The following is a 17,799-nucleotide window of genomic DNA, read 5'->3' as shown; positions in this document are numbered from 1 at the left end:
GGGAGCGACGAAAATATGACACGTTACGAGGATTTGAACCAAAGCTATATCAATGGCCAGTGGACGGAAGGCTCTAGTGAACGGACCTACGATATTTTGAATCCTTACGATAATTCCGTTGTGACATCTGTACGTTTAGCGTCGGTCAAACAGCTGCAAGAAGCATTTGAAGGTGCGAAGCAAGCCCAGAAGGAATGGGCGAAATCTTCCGCGGAACAAAGAAAAGAAGTCATTCATAAGGCCATCGAATATTTACAAGCGAATCGGGAGTCGATTACTGCCGTGATTAGCCGGGAAACGGGCGGCACCGTTCTAAAAGCCAACGTGGAACTGCATCTGGCTATAGAAGTGATGGAAGAAGCGATTCGTCTTGCCGATGAAATTTATAAGGTTAGGGAAGTTCCGTCCGGTATCGAAGGCAAGGTCAATCATATTCACCGTCTTCCTTTGGGCGTGATTTCCTCCATATCTCCGTTTAACTTCCCTATGAACTTATCTATGCGCACCATTGCGCCGGCTATTGCCTTGGGGAACAGCGTCGTGCATAAGCCTGATATTCAGGTTGGCTTGACGGGCGGGTCCATTATCGCGAAAGCGTTCGAGCATGCAGGTCTTCCTGACGGCGTGCTGCAAGTGATTTTGACCGACCTGACCGAAATCGGAGACGAAATGCTTACGAATCCGCATGCCCAAATGATCAGTTTCACCGGTTCGACGGCGGTTGGAAGACACATTGGCGAGATTGCGGGCCGGAACCTAAAGCGTGTTGCCCTTGAGCTTGGAGGGAACAGCCCGTTCGTCGTTTTATCGGATGCGGATGTAGACCGGGCTGTGGACGCCGCGGTCTTCGGGAAATTCATTCATCAGGGCCAAATTTGTATGATTATTAATCGAATGATTATCCATAAGGATAAGTACGATGAGTTCGTCCAGAAGTTTGTGGAACGCGCCAAAGCTCTTCCTTACGGCGATCCGAGCGATCCGAAGACCGTTATCGGTCCTCTAGTCAATGAGCGTCAGCTTCAGAAAGCGCTTCAAGTGATTGAGGAAGCCAAACGTGACGGCGTGAAGATCGCATTGGAAGGAAAACGTGAGGGCAATGTTCTGACTCCCTATGTATTTACGGAAGTCGATAATTCCAGTAATCTTGCGCAATCCGAGCTGTTCGCACCGATCGCTACCATGATTAAAGCGGAAACGGACGAAGAAGCGATTAGACTGGCAAGCGATACGGCCTATGGTTTAAGCTCGGCGATCTTTACGTCCGATCTGGCCAAAGGAGAAGAGCTTGCCCTGCAAATCGATAGCGGTATGACGCATATTAACGACCAGACGGTGAACGACAGCCCTAATATTCCGTTCGGAGGAAATAAGGCAAGCGGGCTCGGCAGATTCGGGAATCCGTGGATTGTCGAGGAGTTTACCATCACCAAATGGGTTTCAATCCAAAATACCTATCGTCATTTCCCGTTCTAATTTCATTCCTTTCCATCGCTAACATAAATAAAGGTATCCGGGGTTTGTTCCAGATGAACTTACTCCGGATGCCTTTTTTTATTATTTTGAGCGTCATTTTTATGAACGAATGAGTCCCGAGGCATGAGGGAATGCTTCATAGTAGGAGAACAGCGGCCGATCCCGAAGGTGATCGGGAAACGGCCGCTGCCTGTAACGTGTTTGTCTGATTGCTTATTAGTTAGCAATAAATTCTTGCACCCAATAATTATTATAATAGCCAACGCCAATTTTCGTGAAGTTTGGACTCAAAATATTTTTACGATGACCGGAGCTGTTCATCCAGGCCTTCATGACTTCTTGCGGACTTTTCTGTCCCATAGCTATATTCTCGCCGGCATACGTATACCGGATGCCGTACGATTTCATCATATCAAATGGGGAACCATAAGTTGGTGAAGTATGGCTAAAGTACTTGTTATTGTTCATGTCTTTTGCTTTATCCAGCGCCATGGCCGACAAAGCTTTGTCATAAACTAATGGCTTCAGACCGGCTTTCGCACGTTCCTGATTGACCAAGGCAACGACTTGATCGGCATAAGAGGATTGAGCCGAGGTCGGCGTTGTTGTTCCTTTCGCAGCGCCAGGAACGTTCAATACCATGCCCGGCCAGATAATATTCGGGTTAGCCACCTGAGGATTTTGCCTGATCAGGGTGCTGAGCGGTATTCCATACTGCTTGGAAATCGTCCACATCGTATCCTGGCCTTTAACCGTGTACGTAGCGGCTGAAGCAGCCCCTGCCCCAACGATCATGCTTAAAGCAATCACGCCAGTCATAGCGGTTTTCTTGAAGTGCTTCACAACTATCTCTCCTTTTTATGGCCTACGAGGTTAGCTGACGGATTCGGGTCAAAGAGTAATCACCCTGCCATGAATATGGCTTCACCCCAAGTAAAGAGGTTCCCCCGCGCTTCCTTAAGGAAAGCTTCGGCCTTGATTCGATTGCTCAGTAAGATCGGCTGCTGCCAGCGTCTCTTCCGAGGCCGTTCCATTCTATCATAGCTTCTCTATCAGGTTCACCCCACAATTGTTTCCATCTCCAAGAAAGCTGAAGAGAAAAGCGGACAACACGCAGAACTTCCCGTTTCTACAAAGCTTGAAAGCATAGCGAAATACTATAAAAGGTTTGAAGATTGTATATTCATGTCATATATGTGTCATTTATTCACAATACTTTACCACTAAATAGATAAAATCCGAACGATTCGAGGCGATTTTGGCATGAATGTTAATATTTTATGTTAATAATATTGACATAACATACTTTCATGTCATAAAATACATACACGGCTTACCGTTAATTATGAAAGTTAATCAAGGATTTCGAATTCATTTATTTTAGTTAAAGTGAGGTTGACGTGTATGGAATTGGGAATGAATGCGATTTGGGTCATGCTGGGTGCTATTTTAGTTATTTTCATGCAAAGCGGGTTTGTCATGCTGGAAGCCGGGTCGACCCGGATGAAGAACGCCGGCCACATCGCCGGAAAAACGATCTTTACGCTCGGCATCGTCTCGTTGGTTTTTTGGGCGGTAGGTTACGCATTGATATTCGGATCGCAAGGTAATGCGTGGATCGGTTGGGGCGATTACTTCGGCTTCGATGTTAAGGAGGTTCCGGAAGGCAGCACGGTAGCCCCGACGGTCATGTTTATTTTCCAGTTGGCGTTTGCTGCGATATCGATGTCCGTAGCATGGGGAGGGTTTGCAGAAAGAGCGAAGCTTTCCGTGTATCTGGTATTCGCCGTCTTGTTCTCCATTGTCGTCTATCCCGTTATTGCCCACTGGATTTGGGGCGGCGGTTGGCTGGCTGAGCACGGCAAGCAAGATTTCGCCGGATCGACGGTTGTCCATCTGACCGGCGCGATGGCTGCTTTGGCAGCCACCCTCTTGTTGAAACCGCGGCTCGGCAAATATAACAAGAACGGTACTCCGAACGATATGCCGGGGCACAATCAGGTATTTACCACACTCGGCGTGATGCTGCTGTGGGTGGGCTGGTTCGGTTTTAATGCAAGCAGTACGATTGCGGTCGGCGACGGAAGCTTCTTCGGTTTTGTCGCGATCAATACGCAGCTCGCCGCGGCTGCCGGTGCTATTGCCGCACTATTGATTGCTTGGGCTGTTAATGGCAAGGCGGATATCTCCGTGATGTTGAATGGCGCCTTGGCCGGTTTAGTCGCGATTACGGCTTCCTGCGCATTCGTTGAGTCTTGGGCGGCTATCGTCATCGGTCTGGTTGCCGGTATCGTCGTCTTTGCAAGTATGCGGATGTTTGAAAAGCTTCGTATCGACGATCCGATTTACGCGCTTTCCGCTCACGGGACGGCCGGTGTTTGGGGAACGCTCTCCAACGGTTTATTCGCCACGCCGGAATTGGCGGAGAAAGTCGGAGTTGGTAAAGCCGGCCTGTTCTACGGCGGCGGGTTCGAGCAATTGGGGGTTCAGGCTCTTGGGGTGCTGGTTTGCGGAGCCTTTGCTTTTGTTGCATCGTACGTCATTCTTTCCGTGATGAAGGCTGTTATCGGATTGCGTGTCACGGAAGAAGAAGAGACGATCGGCCTTGACTTGAGCGAGCATGGCACTTACGGCTATCCGGAACAATTGAAAGCTCAATCCGACAAACGTGTCATTCCGCAAATGAACCAATCGGTATAATGATGTAAAACAAGGGCTGTTCCTCAAGTCATCCTGGATGACGGAGGGGCAGCCCTTTTTTTCAGCTCACTGGCCTTTGGTTAACGGTATAAGTTTCCTGTCATAGGAAATCCTATCGCTAGAGCTTTATGGGATTGGAAATCCATCATGACAAGGCGGCGATAAAGGATGAAGGAGCAAACGTTCTCCATACAGATTAACGACAAGAACTATAGCTGCTCCCCGAATCAAAGTATTTTGGAAGTAGCCAAAGCCCACGAATACTACATTCCTCATGTCTGTTATCATACGAATTTGGGGGCCATACAATCGTGCGATACCTGTATGGTGGAAGTGGACGGTGTCTTGCAGCGGGCTTGTGCGACGGCAGCCAAGCCGGGAATGAAGGTTAACAGCGTGTCCGACCGGGCTAAAGAAGCCCAGCTCGAGGCTATGCAGCGGATTCTGCATAATCATGAGCTGTATTGCACGGTTTGCGATAATAACAACGGCAATTGTACGGTTCATAATACGGCGGAATATCTTCAAGTCGAGCATCAGAAGTATGAATTTACTCCTAAGCCGTATCCTCCGGACAACTCTCATCCGTTTTACCGCTATGAGCCGGATCAATGCATTCTGTGCGGACGGTGTGTCGAGGCTTGTCAGGATCTTCAAGTGAATGAAACGTTGACGATCGACTGGAGTCTCGAAAGACCAAGAGTTTTATGGGATAACGGAGTCCCCATCGATAAGTCCTCCTGCGTTTCCTGCGGACACTGTGTTACCGTATGTCCGTGCAACGCGCTTATGGAGAAAACAATGCTGGGAGAGGCTGGATATTTGACGGGAATTCCGGATGACATTCTAATGCCGATGATTGACCTTACCAAAGAGGTTGAGCCCGGATATCAGGAAATCTTCGCGATATCGGAAGTGGAAGCGGCGATGAGAAAATCCCGCATCAAGCGGACGAAAACGGTGTGCACCTATTGCGGCGTCGGGTGCAGCTTTGAGGTGTGGACCAAAGACCGTAAAATTCTCAAAATCGAGCCGCAGGAGGAAGCGCCGGTGAACGGTATTTCAACCTGTATCAAGGGTAAATTCGGATGGGATTTTGTGAATAGCGAAGAACGGCTGACCAAGCCCTTAATCCGGCAGGGGGACCGGTTCGTCGAAGCCACGTGGGATGAGGCGCTCACGTTGATCGCACAGAAATTAACGGCCATAAAGGATACGCACGGTGCCGACTCGATCGGTTATATTGCGTCATCCAAATGCAGCAACGAAGAGAACTATATTTTCCAGAAGTTTGCCCGGGCTGTCATGGGAAGCAACAATGTCGACAACTGTTCGCGATATTGTCAGTCTCCGGCAACGGCGGGACTGATGCGCACGGTTGGAATCGGAGGCGATTCGGGCACGATCCGTGATATTGCGAGTGCCTCGTTAGTGATGGTGATCGGTGCCAATCCGGCGGAATCTCATCCCGTATTGGCAACGCGCGTTAAGCGTGCCCACAAGCTGCATGGCCAAAAGCTGGCGGTGATCGATCTTAGGAAACACGAATTGGCGGAAAGGGCGGATGTCTTCCTAAGGCCTAAGCCGGGGTCGGATTTGGTTTGGCTGTCCGCGGTTACCAAATATATCATCGATCAAGGCTGGGCGGACCGGGCATTCTTGGAGAAACGGGTGAACGGTCTTGAAGAATACGTTCGATCGCTTGAGCCGTATACGCTGGAATATGCGGAGGAACGAACGGGCCTAACCCGGGAAGAGCTGGTGCAGCTGGCCGTGATGATCCATGAAGCCGAATCGGTTTGCGCATTATGGGCTATGGGGGTCACCCAGCATATGGGGGCGACGGATACAAGCACGGCGATCAGCAATTTACTGTTGATTACCGGAAATTACGGCCGACCCGGTACAGGGGCTTATCCGCTGCGGGGACATAACAATGTGCAGGGGGCTTGCGATTTCGGCACGATGCCTGCCTGGTTTCCGGGTTATGAAGCGGTGCAGGACGAGAATGTCCGAGCCCGGTATGAAAAGGCTTGGGGCGTGAAGCTTCCCGAACATCCCGGATTGAACAACCACCAGATGATTGAAAGCATCCATGACGGTAAGCTAAAAGCGATGTATTTATTCGGGGAAGATATGGCCCTTGTCGATTCCAACTCGAATCATGTACATGCCGCTTTCGAGAAGCTTGATTTCTTCGTCGTGCAGGACATCTTCTTCTCGAAGACGGCCCAGTTCGCCGATGTCATCCTGCCGGCTGCGCCGAGTCTGGAGAAGGACGGAACGTTCACGAACACGGAACGGCGGATTCAGCGCTTTTACAAGGTGTTCGAGCCGCTTGGGGAATCGAAGCCCGATTGGGAAATTATCCAGGAGGTTGCGGCCCGGCTTGGTGCGCAATGGAGCTACACGCATCCGGGTGAAATCATGGCGGAGGCGGCTGCGCTGGCGCCTGTATTTGCCGGAGTCAGCTATGAGCGGCTGGAAGGCTGGAGCAGCTTGCTGTGGCCGGTTGCGGCAAGCGGGGTCGATACGCCGCTGCTCTTTACCGAACGGTTTAATATGCCGGAAGGAAAGGCGAGGCTGTTTCCGGTGGCGTGGACGCCGCCGTTTGAACCTGGGGAAGAATTCGATTTGCATTTGAACAACGGACGCATACTCGAGCATTTTCATGAAGGCAATATGACCTACAAATCGAAAGGAATTTCGCATAAGGTGCCGAGCGAGTGGCTGGAGGTATCCCCGGAACTTGCGGAGGAGCGCGGAATTGAGAGCGGAGCGTTAGTGCGTCTCACCTCCCCGTATGGCGAAGTTAAGGTCAAGGTAGAAGTAACGGACCGGGTGAAAGGCAACGAATTATATTTGACGATGAATTCATTCGCCGATGATTCGGCTGTAAACCGTCTGACAAGCAGTTACCATGATCGGGTCACCCATACGCCGAGCTTTAAAGAAATGAGCGTGAAGATGGAGGTCTTGAAGCCTAAGGGGGAGCGGCCGCTGCCGCGCGTGAACCATCGCTTTGGAAACCGCGTACCGCAAATCGGGGTGAAGGTTGAGGAGAAATGGAAGCGGGCTGACTATATTCCGATTCCCGAACTTATCGATGGGGGGGAGACGCATGGCCAGAGCGATTACGGACATTGATAAGCCGGTACCGGATCAGGAGGAAGAAACGGCGCAAGCGATCCGGCACATGATGAAGGAAGCGGCGAACCGTACCGAACCGCTTGTGAAAGTAATGAGTATCCTGGATGAGTTAAACCGGCTGGGCATTCTGGACGCGGTCGAGGGTTTGTTAAAAAACAGCAAGCAAATTGCCGCTATCGGCATGGAGCAGATGAATAAACCCGGCGCTCATCGGATGATCAAGAATGGAATGGGAGCCGTGCAATTGTTAACCCAATTGGATCCGGCCAAGCTCGGGGCGATCCTGCAAGGCTTAAGCGAAGGGGTAAATCAAGCGGTACGACCGGAACCGGACCCCAAACAAGGGTTATGGGGGATCGTTCAATCCTTGCGCAAACCCGAAGTGCGGGTCTCCTTGTCCATGATGATGGGCTTTTTGCAGGGAATGGGGAAGGGATTGAGCAAGAAGTCGCCTTGACATCAACGCCCGACATGAAGGACGCGTTAAGAAGAGAGAAGGGAGGAAGTCCGTATGCCGATGGTTTGTGAGGTTTGCGGAGTTGAAGAAGAGGCGGAAGGCGCCACGCTGCAGGCTCATCTTCACCTATGTGCCGATTGCCGGAAGGACCGGCAGCAGCCCGAATGGTTCGTTCCGACGCATGAAGACAACTAAAGGAGCCGGCTGCTAAATATACCGCTAAGGTATATGCAGAAACGAATATTTTCGGGTGAAATAGCCGCAGGCGTGAAACAAACGAGCCTGACCCGCAGGGACATGCGGGTCAGGCTCGGCAGAAGCTAAAATTTAAACTTAGCGGATACTTGGTGCAATTGATCAGCGATCCGGGACAGGGAGGAGGTCGTCGTTGCGATTTCCTCCATAGCCGTCAGCTGCTCTTGGGCGATGAGCGCGACATGATGCGTGCTTTCATACGATTGCTTGGCAATGTGGGCCATCTCCGTTACGGAAGCGGCTACTTCTTCGCCGCTGGCCTGCATCTGCTGCGAAGACGCGGCCAGTTCTTGAATTTGCTTGGATAAATGTTCGGCCGCCGACACGATCTGCTTGAAGTTGGCGCCGGCTTCCTGGATCGATCGGGTGCCTTCATGGATTTCGCTAAGCCCTGCATTCATGGCAGTAACGGCTTGCCCGGAATCCGATTGGATGGCTTGAACCAGCTCGGCGATTCGGGCGGCGGATTGATTGGACTGCTCGGCTAATTTCTTAACCTCGTTGGCCACTACGGCAAAGCCTCTCCCTTGTTCGCCGGCGCGGGCCGCTTCGATGGAAGCGTTGAGCGACAACAAGCCGGTTTGCGAGGCGATGTCTCGTATGATGGTGACGATTTCTCCGATTTCGGCGGAACGTTCATTCAACCGGTATAATTGAGCTGCGCTTTGTTCGACCGTGCGGTTTAGGGAGCTCATCTTCCGGATCGCTCCCTGTATGTTCTCATTTCCTTGCGCGGCCTGATCCGACGTTTCCATCGCCAGCTCGGATACGAAGCCCGACGTTTCCGCGACGCGCTGAATGCCGCCCGACATCTCTTCCATGGCTCTGCTGGCCTCTTCGGAACCTCTCATCTGATGCTCGGCGCGGGCGGAGGTTTCCTGCATGGCAACAGACACCTGATTGGCGGAGTGCGAGGTTTCCTCCGCTCCCGCAGACAGCTGCTGGGCGGATGCGGCGACTAGCCCGGATGCATCCTGGATTTGACGAACCATCTCTCTGAAGTTATGTATCATGCCGTGAAGGGAGCGGACTAAATCTCCGATTTCATCGCGATTTTTAATATGAAACGCCTGGATATTCAAGTCGCCTGAGGCCAGCTGCTCCATCGCTTTGGACACTCGCCGAACCGGTTTGGATATGTGCAGGGACATGAGGTAAGCGAGCAGCATAGCGATCAATCCGGCTGCCGCAACAAGAATGACGGAGGTGACAATGCTTTTGGCATAAAGCTCGTCGGCCGACTTGCTGGCATGTAACGCCCCGTCATGATTCAATTGGACCAACTTGTCCATATCCAGCTTCATGCTTTTATAAACCTGCTGCGATTCCTGAATTAACCGGATAATTGAATCTCCATCTTTCTGGGCCCCGCTGACCAGGTTCACTTTCGCGGAATACTGTACGAACTGCGTATGGAGGGAAATGTAATCGCTCCAGGACGTTTTCATTTTGACCAATAAATCAAGTTCCTCGGCGGTCGTATTTTTCTTTTCGTAAGTCTGAAATTGCTGGTCGATCTCTTTAATCGTTTGACTGACTTGATCGTTGATCGATTGTTTGGCGGATGGGTCGGGTTCGATCAGGCTTTGCGTTTCCAAGGCCAACACGTGCTCCATTAAATAATTGATATGATTGATGATTTCAACGCCAACCATCCAGTGCTTGGTAATCTCCGTTGTTTTCTGGCTGACGTTTCTTATTCCCGCAGTGGTAAACCAGGCAAGCACACACATCAAAATGAGAATGGCGATAAAGCTGGCGTACAATTTCTTTCCGACGGTCAATTGGATGGAGTTAAACCAGGTTTTCATAAATGCAGGGCTCCTTTGTATGGGTTAATAAACATGAGCGGCGAACAATCGTTCAAACGGCATAATGTCGATTAGAGGACATGGCTTACATTTATGGCGGATAGCGTTTCTTATTGCGTAATATCGTTCTCTATATGTAAATGACGTTTCCTATATGTGAACATATAGGATTTTAGCATGGTACCGTAAGGCAACGCAACGTAAATTATAGGACCATAGTTTCGGTTGTGGAGACGGTTTGGGTTGATTCTGTCCGAAACGAAAACGGCTGCCCTGCGCGCGGTTTGAACAAAACCGCGAACAGGACAGCCATTTTTCTCATTTGTTCCGATATCCGAGTTGAAACGAAATATCACGCGTGGTCTCCACGACGAGCTGAATGAAGGTGTCCAGGGACGGGTTTACGCGATCCGTAGGTCCGATCAGGCTGATGGAAGCATTCACGGTGCCGTCCGCATCGTAGATGGGGGCCGCGATACCCGTTACGCCTACGTTTCGCATATTGGAGCTTATTTCATAGCCTTGCTCGCGTATCCGTTTAAGCCGCTCCATGACCTCCTCCGGTTCCTTCAGGGAATAGGGAGTGAAGGTGCGGATTTTCTCTTGCAGAACGTTCCCGATAAACGCCTCATCCTGGAAAGCGAGTATAGCCCGTGCGGCGGAGGTTGCGTAGAGGGGGAAACGCCGGTAGGCCTCTACATTGAAGCGGATCGGATGGAGGGAATCGATTTTTTCAACGTAGATGGCGTCCAGCTGGTCCCTTATACAAAGACAAACCAGCTCCTGGGTCGTTTCGGCAAGCCGCTGCAGGAACGGTTTGGTGAAGTCGGCCAAATTATGATTTTTAATCACTTTATTCCCGAGCTCTAACAAGGTATAGCCGAGGGCATACTGTTTATTGGCCGGATTTTGCTTAATGAAGCCTTCGCTTTCCAGCGTCATGAGCAGTTTATGTACGGCCCCTTTAGAAAGCTGGAGCTGCCGGCTCAGTTCGCTGACGCCCATTTCTTTCTCGGAATCGAGAAATAGCTTCAATAGCCTGCAACTGTTTTTAACAGAAGAAAGGTGGTTGTCCATGCTTGATCTAAACTCCTTATTTGGGGAAAGCGAAGCCTCTTGCGGGTTTTAAAAGTTAGTGTATCACAAAAGGTAACGCTTTCCTAGATAAATGACGACGTGGCAGAAAAGATGACATCGACTAAATTTTTTATTGCATTCTTTTGTATTGGCGTGATAATATTTTAATATACTTTTCACATATAGTAAACATCGTTCATGTATAGTGAACGAAAAACCGACTCTCAAGGAGGATTCTTATGAAAAAGTGGGGAAGAATTTTGTCGATTGCAGCATTGTGCGGCACTATGCTTGCGGGATGCGGTTCTACGGCGGAACAACCGAAAGGTGATGCCGGAGCGTCGACAACGAATGAACCGGCAGCGCTTCAACCTGAGAAGCAGCTTGTTGTCGCAGGTAACGGTGCTACCGTAGAGCAATTAATGAAGGACGAGATCTTTAAAAAATTTAACCAGAAATATCCGGATGTCAAGCTGACTTACGTTTCCGGCGTCTCCACCGAAATTGTAGCGAAGGTCAAAGCACAGAAGGCTTCTCCGCAAATTGACGTGACGATCGTCGAAGGCGGGGAGCAGGAGGCCGGTCGTGTTGAAGGTTTATGGGAAGCGCTCTCGGATAAAGATATCCCGAATATGAAGAAGGTCGGCGAAGATCTCAAGGTGAAGGATAACAGCGGGGTAGCCGTTAACTTCACGCCGATGGGCATCTCGTACAACGCGGAGCTTGTCAAAGCGAAGGGCTTGCCGGTGCCGGAATCGTGGAATGACCTCGCGAAGCCGGAGATGAAGGGCAATGTGACGTTAGCTGAGGTTTCCAGTAACTTTGGCCGCTCGGCGCTGATTATGCTTGCCTACGCTAACGGCGGTTCGGAGAAAAATATGGACGCGGGCTTCGAGAAGCTGCAAACGATCGCGGGTTACATGCCGACGTTCGCTAAGAGCGCCGCGCAATTGCAGCAAAATCTGCAGAACAAGACGGCGGCTTACACCGCCTGGACGATGGCCAGAAGCTTGGTGCAGAAAGACGCCGGTCTGGATCTCCAGTTTGTCATTCCCAAAGAAGGTTCCAACCTCGTTCCTAACGTGGCGACCATTGTCAAAGGGGCTAAAAACCCGAATGCGTCGAAGCTGTTCATTGATTTCTTGTTGACGGATGAAGTGCAAACCATGTACGGCGAGAAGCTGTACTATAACCCGGCGACTGCCGTGAAGCTGCCTGACGATATCGCGAAGAAGCTGAGCTTTGACCGCAACAAGGTCGTGAAGTTCGATTTGGAGGTCGTAGGCAGCAAGACGCCGGAATGGCTTGACCGCTTTAACAAAGAAGTAGCTCCTAAAGTCGGAAAATAGGTGATCCCCGTGGCCAAAAGCATCGATGTAGAATTGCTCAATGTACAGAAAAAATTTGGTTCCAACGTGGTTGTAGACAACTTTAATCTGCAGGTCGAGAAGGGCGAATGCGTCTCCTTTCTCGGCCCGTCCGGGTGCGGAAAGACGACGACGCTGAACATGATCGCCGGCTTCCTGGAGCCTGATCAAGGCGACCTGCTGATTAAAGGCAAACGGATGAACGGCGTACCGTCCAACAAGCGTGACCTGGGGATGGTCTTCCAGACGTATTCTCTTTTCCCTCACATGACGGTAGCCGAGAATGTCGGCTATGGTTTGAAGCTCCGCAAGGTAGCTAAGGCGGAAATTGCCGAGCGCGTCGGCAAGGTGCTGGAGCTGGTTAAGCTGCCTCATGTAGCGGACCGCTATCCGAAGCAGCTGTCCGGCGGTCAGCGTCAGCGGATCGCCATTGCGAGGGCGCTTGTTACCGAGCCGTCGCTGCTGCTGCTCGATGAGCCGCTTAGCAACCTGGACGCCAAGCTCCGGGAGGAGCTGCGCGATGAGCTGAAGAGGCTGCAGCAAGAAATCGGCGTCACGACGATTTTCGTTACCCATGATCAGGAAGAAGCCTTGTATTTGTCGAGCCGGATTGTCGTGCTTGACCACGGCAAGGTGGAGCAGATCGGTACGCCTTGGGAAATTTACAACCGGCCGGCGTCTGAATTTGTGCATACCTTTATCGGCAAGTCCAATCGGATGCAAGGCGTCGTCGAGCAGGTTCAAGGCGATACGCTCGTGTTGAAGACGGCATCGGGCTTTACGCTGCAAGCGCCATCGCGCGAGCGCCGTTTTTCCATCGGAGAGCCGGTCTCGATTTACGTCAGACCCGAGAAAATTCACTTGCAAACCGCAGATGCTCGGGCGGAGAGCAATAATGAAATGCAGGGCCGCGTGAAGCTGACCTCGTTCCTCGGGGCCTATACCGAATGCGAGGTTGAGGTGGGCCATGACGTCCTTACCTTCCGCATCGAAACCGCGGAGCAGGAAGCATCCTTGGCGGCCGGCCAAACCGTCAACCTGAACTGGAAGTCGGAAGATGTATTTGTATTCTCCGGGCAGGTGAAGGAACAATGAGCGAGGGACGCAACCGTTCGACGCGAGCCGCGGCTTTGCTGCTTGCCCCCGGGATGGCGGTAGTGCTGGGCGTTTTCCTGCTTCCGATGCTCTATATCCTGATTCTCAGTTTCCAGGATAAGCATGAGGCCTTTTCATTGGAAAATTACCTGCTGTTTGTGCAGGATCCGTATTATGTTCAAATTTTATGGCGGACGATTAAAATGAGTCTGTTAACGGTGCTGGCCTGTTTCCTGCTGGGCTACCCGGTAGCCATGTTTATGGCGCAGACGACGGGGAAGATGAGGGGGATCATCACCTTCCTGATTATTTCCCCGCATCTGGTCAGCGTCGTCATCCGAAATTTCGGATGGGTCGTCATTCTCGGGGAGAAGGGCTGGATCAATACGACGCTCCTGCAGCTTGGACTGATCCAGGAGCCCTTGAAGCTGCTGTATAACGAGCTGGGCGTCGTTATCGGCTTGACCGACTCGTTCATTGTGTACATGATCTTGGCGATTTCGACGAGCCTTTATCAAATTGACGGTTCCTTGTATAAGGCAGCAAGCATTCTGGGCGCCAGCAGGCTGCGCACGTTCTTTACCGTTACTTTACCGCTCTCGCTGCCGGGCATGGTCGCCGGCACGACGCTTGTCTTCAGTCTGTCCATGAGCGCATTCGTAACGCCGGCCCTGATGGGCGGTACGTCCGTGAAGGTGCTTCCGGTCATTACGTATGAGAAGGTCATGGCCCAGCTCAATTGGCCGCTCGGAGCGGCGCTGGCCTTTCTGCTGCTTGGCTCCACGATCGCATTAGTGACGCTGTTTACCCGGCTGGTGGAGACGAAGCGTTATAAAGAGGTGTTCTCTTCATGAGCAGAAAAATAACGCCGTTAGGCGTGATCACGTTTTTCGTCGTATTTTTTATCGTTTCGCCGCTGCTGGTCATTATTCCTACCTCTCTCACGTCCGTTAAATATTTATCGTTTCCGCCTGTCGGGTTCTCCTTCATGTGGTACGAAAAAATATTCGATCGGCCGGAGTTTATCGATTCGTTCCTGTTCAGCCTGCAGCTTGCGGCTTTAACAGCTGTCATTTCCACCATCATCGGAACGCTGGCAGGGCTTGCTTTGCACAAGTACAAATTCCGCGGCAGCAGCGTCATCAACGGTCTGCTGCTGTCGCCGCTGACCGTTCCCGCGCTTATCATCGGGATCGCGGTACTGTTGTTTTTTACGCGGATGGGACTGGCCGGTACATTCTTGGGCTTGCTGCTGGCGCACGTGCTGATTTCGATTCCGTATGTCGTGCGTCTTGTCTTAACGGGGCTCAGCTCGTTCGACTATACGCTGGAGCGTGCGGCTTATATTTTGGGGGCCAAACCGTTTCACGTGTTCAGGGACATCACCCTGCCATTGCTGAAGCCGGCCATCATGTCGGGAATGATATTTGCCTTCCTGACTTCGTTCGATAACGTGACCGTGTCGCTGTTCCTGATCTCGCCGTCCAATACGACGCTGCCGCTTGCCATCTTCAGCTACATGCAGGAGACGCTTGATCCGCTTGTCGCGTCGATATCGTCGGTCGTCATTTTGTTGAGTCTTGTGTTTATTATTCTCTTGGAGCGCGTATATGGTCTGGACCGGTTGTTCGGTTCCAATTCGCAATCCCATTAACGGAGCTGCATTACTATCATGTTAACTTCACTTACAGAGCAGATCGAATCCTATTTGCCTGAGCTGCTGCAACTATTGGAGGAGAGCGTCAATATCGATTCTCCCTCCCGAAGCAAAGTGCAAAACGATCGTATGGCCGATTGGTATGCGGCACAGTTTACACGCTTGACCGGGGGGCGCGTCCAGCGCGTTCCTCATCCGATTGCCGGAGATCGCCTGCTGTGCGAGGTAGGACATGGACCTAAGCAAATTCTTCTGGTAGGTCATTATGATACGGTATGGCCGCTCGGCGAGGCGGAACGCCGGCCGTTTCGCATCGAGAACGGGAATGCCTACGGTCCCGGTGTGTACGATATGAAAACGGGTCTGCTGCAGGCCATATTCGCCTTGAAGGCGCTGCAGGATACCGGAAGCTTCCCTGAAGACAAACGGGTCGTGCTGCTGCTGAACAGCGACGAGGAAATCGGCAGCCCGAATTCCCGTGAGTTTATCGAGAACGCGGCGCGCCAATCGGCGGCCGCTTTCGTATTGGAGCCGCCTATGGAGCCTGCCGGCGCATTGAAAACCGCCCGGAAGGGCAGCGGCCGGTATAAGCTGCAGGTGAAAGGCAGATCCGCCCATGCCGGCGTTAATCCGCAAGCAGGGGTGTCGGCTATTGAAGAGCTGGCCCGCCACATTCAGCGGCTGCACGGCATGACCGATTATTCCCTCGGAACCACCTTGAATGTCGGTGTCATTCAAGGTGGGATCGGCGCCAACGTGGTGGCCGATTATGCCGAGGCCGAAATCGATGTGCGGGTGGCTACGCTGGACGAGGCGAGACGGATCGAAGCGGTATTCGCCTCGTTGGCTCCCAGTCTGCCGGGCGCGGAGCTGTCCGTCTCGGGCGGCATGACGCGTCCTCCGATGGAGCGGTCGGAGGCGGCGGGGGCGTTGTATGCGCTGGCCCGCGAAATTGCGCAGAGCGAGCTGGCCGTCTCCCTGGAGGAGACATCGACCGGCGGCGTCAGCGACGGCAACTTCATAGCGGCCGTCGGCACACCGACTCTCGATGGTCTCGGCGCCCGCGGTGATCACGCGCATTCACCCTTGGAATATGTGCGGATCGGCGAGATTCCGCAGCGAACCGCCTTGCTTGCGCGATTGATCGCGCGCTGCTGAGCCGCGGTTAAATAGGATCGATAAAAAGCCCCGAAGAGGATTCTTCGGGGCTTTGCTCTTGAGGAAGGAGCGGAGCTTAATGTACCGGTTCCGGTATGCGCTCGCAAATGGTCCGGCCGATCGCCAAAGAAGCGGTCGCCGCCGGCGAGGGAGCGTTCAGGATATGAATGGAACGCGGATTGCTCACGATCATGAAGTCATCCACCAGTTTTCCATCCTTCGTAAGCGCCTGCGCCCTGACCCCGTTCTCCGATTTAACCAAATCGTCTTCCCGGATTTCGGGTATTAACCGTTGAAGACTGCGGACGAACACTTTTTTGCTCCAAGAACGGGCCATTTCTTTCCAGCCTTCGCCGATGTTCTGCCGGGCAATTTTCCAAAAGGCAGGATACATCATGACTTCAGTAAAATCTTTAAAGTTAAAATCGGATTTGCGATAACCTTCCCGTTTAAAGCTTAACACGGCGTTTGGACCCGCATGGACATGGCCGTCGATCATACGGGTAAAGTGAACGCCCAGGAAAGGGAAATTCGGATTGGGCACCGGGTAGATCAAATGCTTAACCAAATGATGTTTTTCAGGCGTTAACTCATAATATTCGCCGCGAAAAGGCACGATTTTCATACCGGGCTTGAGTCCTTGGTTGGCGGCGATGCGATCGCAGTGCAGTCCCGCGCAATTGATCAGATAGCGGGTATGGAACGTTTGGGCTGAGCATTCGACTTGAATGCGGTCCGGACCCTCTACGATATTTTCCACTTTGGTGCTTAAATGAATGTCTCCTCCTTGCTCCCGAATGACTTTGGCAAGCGCTTCCGCAACAGACTTGTATTTGACGATGCCGGCTGCTTTCACGTGAATCGCTCTTATTCCGTAGGCGTGGGGTTCAATTTCTTTGAGCTGACCGGAATCGATCATGGACACATCCAGTTTATTCTCAAGAGCGCGCGTATATAGACGGTTCAGCAGCGGCAGCTCCTCTTGCTCGGTCGCCACAATGACTTTGCCGCACATCTCGTAAGGAATATGATGCCGGTCGCAGAAAGCGCGCAGCAGCTCGCCTCCTTCTTTGGACAGATTGGCTTTCAAACTTCCGGGTTTGTAATAAATGCCGGAATGAATGACTCCGCTATTATGGCCTGTTTGATGAAAGGCAAGGGTGCTTTCCTTTTCAATGACGGCGATTTTGGCTTGCGGATATTTTTGAATGAGGGAATAGCAGGTGGAGAGACCGACGATACCGCCGCCGATAATGAGATAATCGTACATTTTTTTATCACCTTTCTCTTGAGCAATAAGTATAAACTTGTAATACAATTATAGCGTGCATGTCATACAAATTAAATAAAAATTATTCATGGATTGCATATGGACATTTTGTGAATCTTATTGTATTCTTTTATTGCTTGGGAAAATAGGGGTAAAAAAAGAATATGGTCTTCAAGATCACGGAAATTTGTAATAACAATTTGTAGTACAAATATGATACAAGTTAGCCGAATTTACAATTCTCAAACAGAAAAGCGGTGGTTTTAAAGTATGCGGGTTGATCTCTTGTTTCAGGGCTTTCCAGGCCGTTCGAGTCGCGGGTTTCT

At 51.5% G+C, this 17,799-nt stretch carries 14 protein-coding genes and 1 riboswitch; of the genes, 10 read left to right on the top strand and 4 right to left on the bottom strand.

What is annotated here, in order from left to right; genetic code table 11:
• The first annotated feature begins 15 nt into the window (after positions 1-15).
• Entirely contained in the window at positions 16-1,476 is a 1,461-nt protein-coding gene (locus PVA01S_RS13945) for an aldehyde dehydrogenase family protein (protein WP_127608118.1), read from the top strand.
• Between the two features lie 216 nt (positions 1,477-1,692).
• On the opposite strand, the gene PVA01S_RS13940 is transcribed toward PVA01S_RS13945, so the two are convergent.
• Positions 1,693-2,319 (bottom strand): CAP domain-containing protein, encoded by a 627-nt coding sequence (locus PVA01S_RS13940; protein ID WP_054796967.1) that lies wholly within the window; start codon positions 2,317-2,319, stop codon positions 1,693-1,695.
• A 4-nt stretch (positions 2,320-2,323) separates the two neighbouring features.
• A riboswitch (cyclic di-AMP (ydaO/yuaA leader) is annotated at positions 2,324-2,461 on the bottom strand.
• Between the two features lie 419 nt (positions 2,462-2,880).
• Here PVA01S_RS13940 and PVA01S_RS13935 point away from each other — a divergent pair.
• From PVA01S_RS13935 to PVA01S_RS26640, 4 genes are all read left to right on the top strand, one after another.
• Positions 2,881-4,176: an ammonium transporter gene (locus PVA01S_RS13935; protein WP_127608117.1), complete on the top strand. Its 1,296-nt coding sequence runs from the start codon at positions 2,881-2,883 to the stop codon at positions 4,174-4,176.
• 168 nt (positions 4,177-4,344) lie between these two features.
• Positions 4,345-7,323: a formate dehydrogenase subunit alpha gene (gene fdhF / locus PVA01S_RS13930; protein ID WP_127608116.1), complete on the top strand. Its 2,979-nt coding sequence runs from the start codon at positions 4,345-4,347 to the stop codon at positions 7,321-7,323.
• Positions 7,298-7,783 (top strand): helical membrane plugin domain-containing protein, encoded by a 486-nt coding sequence (locus tag PVA01S_RS13925; RefSeq protein ID WP_164751834.1) that lies wholly within the window; start codon positions 7,298-7,300, stop codon positions 7,781-7,783. The genes fdhF and PVA01S_RS13925 overlap by 26 nt, the downstream gene beginning before the upstream one ends.
• A gap of 54 nt (positions 7,784-7,837) precedes the next feature.
• Entirely contained in the window at positions 7,838-7,978 is a 141-nt protein-coding gene (locus PVA01S_RS26640; RefSeq protein WP_155615095.1) for a hypothetical protein, read from the top strand.
• 125 nt (positions 7,979-8,103) lie between these two features.
• Here PVA01S_RS26640 and PVA01S_RS13920 read toward each other — a convergent pair whose 3' ends face one another.
• Both PVA01S_RS13920 and PVA01S_RS13915 read right to left on the bottom strand, forming a co-directional pair.
• Positions 8,104-9,849 (bottom strand): methyl-accepting chemotaxis protein, encoded by a 1,746-nt coding sequence (locus PVA01S_RS13920; RefSeq protein ID WP_127608114.1) that lies wholly within the window; start codon positions 9,847-9,849, stop codon positions 8,104-8,106.
• A gap of 318 nt (positions 9,850-10,167) precedes the next feature.
• Positions 10,168-10,926: an IclR family transcriptional regulator gene (locus tag PVA01S_RS13915; protein WP_127608113.1), complete on the bottom strand. Its 759-nt coding sequence runs from the start codon at positions 10,924-10,926 to the stop codon at positions 10,168-10,170.
• 239 nt (positions 10,927-11,165) lie between these two features.
• Here PVA01S_RS13915 and PVA01S_RS13910 point away from each other — a divergent pair, with 239 nt between their 5' ends.
• From PVA01S_RS13910 to PVA01S_RS13890, 5 genes are read left to right on the top strand one after another with little or no spacing between them, the layout of a single operon-like run.
• Positions 11,166-12,275, top strand: a complete 1,110-nt coding sequence (locus PVA01S_RS13910) for an ABC transporter substrate-binding protein (protein ID WP_127608112.1) — start codon at positions 11,166-11,168, stop codon at positions 12,273-12,275.
• Between the two features lie 9 nt (positions 12,276-12,284).
• Positions 12,285-13,388 carry an ABC transporter ATP-binding protein gene (locus PVA01S_RS13905; RefSeq protein ID WP_127608111.1) on the top strand — a complete coding sequence of 368 codons (1,104 nt, stop codon included), beginning with the start codon at positions 12,285-12,287 and terminating at the stop codon, positions 13,386-13,388.
• Positions 13,385-14,242: an ABC transporter permease gene (locus PVA01S_RS13900; RefSeq protein ID WP_127608110.1), complete on the top strand. Its 858-nt coding sequence runs from the start codon at positions 13,385-13,387 to the stop codon at positions 14,240-14,242. The genes PVA01S_RS13905 and PVA01S_RS13900 overlap by 4 nt, the downstream gene beginning before the upstream one ends.
• The gene (locus PVA01S_RS13895; RefSeq protein WP_127608109.1) at positions 14,239-15,042 is read left to right on the top strand and encodes an ABC transporter permease; all 804 of its coding nucleotides are present in this window, start codon (positions 14,239-14,241) and stop codon (positions 15,040-15,042) included. The genes PVA01S_RS13900 and PVA01S_RS13895 overlap by 4 nt, the downstream gene beginning before the upstream one ends.
• A gap of 18 nt (positions 15,043-15,060) precedes the next feature.
• Positions 15,061-16,203, top strand: a complete 1,143-nt coding sequence (locus tag PVA01S_RS13890; RefSeq protein WP_054796973.1) for a M20 family metallopeptidase — start codon at positions 15,061-15,063, stop codon at positions 16,201-16,203.
• Between the two features lie 76 nt (positions 16,204-16,279).
• Here PVA01S_RS13890 and lhgO read toward each other — a convergent pair whose 3' ends face one another.
• Positions 16,280-17,473, bottom strand: a complete 1,194-nt coding sequence (lhgO, locus tag PVA01S_RS13885; RefSeq protein ID WP_127608108.1) for an L-2-hydroxyglutarate oxidase — start codon at positions 17,471-17,473, stop codon at positions 16,280-16,282.
• Between the last annotated feature and the right edge of the window lie 326 nt (positions 17,474-17,799).

Source organism: Paenibacillus validus NBRC 15382, from assembly GCF_004000985.1.
In the GTDB taxonomy this organism is placed as follows: domain Bacteria; phylum Bacillota; class Bacilli; order Paenibacillales; family NBRC-103111; genus Paenibacillus_G; species Paenibacillus_G validus.
This window is presented reverse-complemented; position numbering and strand designations above follow the sequence as displayed.

Excerpts from the sequence above, each read along its gene's own strand:
- PVA01S_RS13945 (WP_127608118.1), top strand. The coding sequence starts at position 16 with ATGACACGTTACGAGGATTTGAACCAAAGCTATATCAATGGCCAGTGG.
- PVA01S_RS13935 (WP_127608117.1), top strand. The coding sequence starts at position 2,881 with ATGGAATTGGGAATGAATGCGATTTGGGTCATGCTGGGTGCTATTTTA.
- fdhF (WP_127608116.1), top strand. The coding sequence starts at position 4,345 with ATGAAGGAGCAAACGTTCTCCATACAGATTAACGACAAGAACTATAGC.
- PVA01S_RS13925 (WP_164751834.1), top strand. The coding sequence starts at position 7,298 with ATGGCCAGAGCGATTACGGACATTGATAAGCCGGTACCGGATCAGGAG.
- PVA01S_RS26640 (WP_155615095.1), top strand. The coding sequence starts at position 7,838 with ATGCCGATGGTTTGTGAGGTTTGCGGAGTTGAAGAAGAGGCGGAAGGC.
- PVA01S_RS13920 (WP_127608114.1), bottom strand. The coding sequence starts at position 9,849 with ATGAAAACCTGGTTTAACTCCATCCAATTGACCGTCGGAAAGAAATTG.
- PVA01S_RS13915 (WP_127608113.1), bottom strand. The coding sequence starts at position 10,926 with ATGGACAACCACCTTTCTTCTGTTAAAAACAGTTGCAGGCTATTGAAG.
- PVA01S_RS13910 (WP_127608112.1), top strand. The coding sequence starts at position 11,166 with ATGAAAAAGTGGGGAAGAATTTTGTCGATTGCAGCATTGTGCGGCACT.
- PVA01S_RS13900 (WP_127608110.1), top strand. The coding sequence starts at position 13,385 with ATGAGCGAGGGACGCAACCGTTCGACGCGAGCCGCGGCTTTGCTGCTT.
- PVA01S_RS13895 (WP_127608109.1), top strand. The coding sequence starts at position 14,239 with ATGAGCAGAAAAATAACGCCGTTAGGCGTGATCACGTTTTTCGTCGTA.
- PVA01S_RS13890 (WP_054796973.1), top strand. The coding sequence starts at position 15,061 with ATGTTAACTTCACTTACAGAGCAGATCGAATCCTATTTGCCTGAGCTG.
- lhgO (WP_127608108.1), bottom strand. The coding sequence starts at position 17,473 with ATGTACGATTATCTCATTATCGGCGGCGGTATCGTCGGTCTCTCCACC.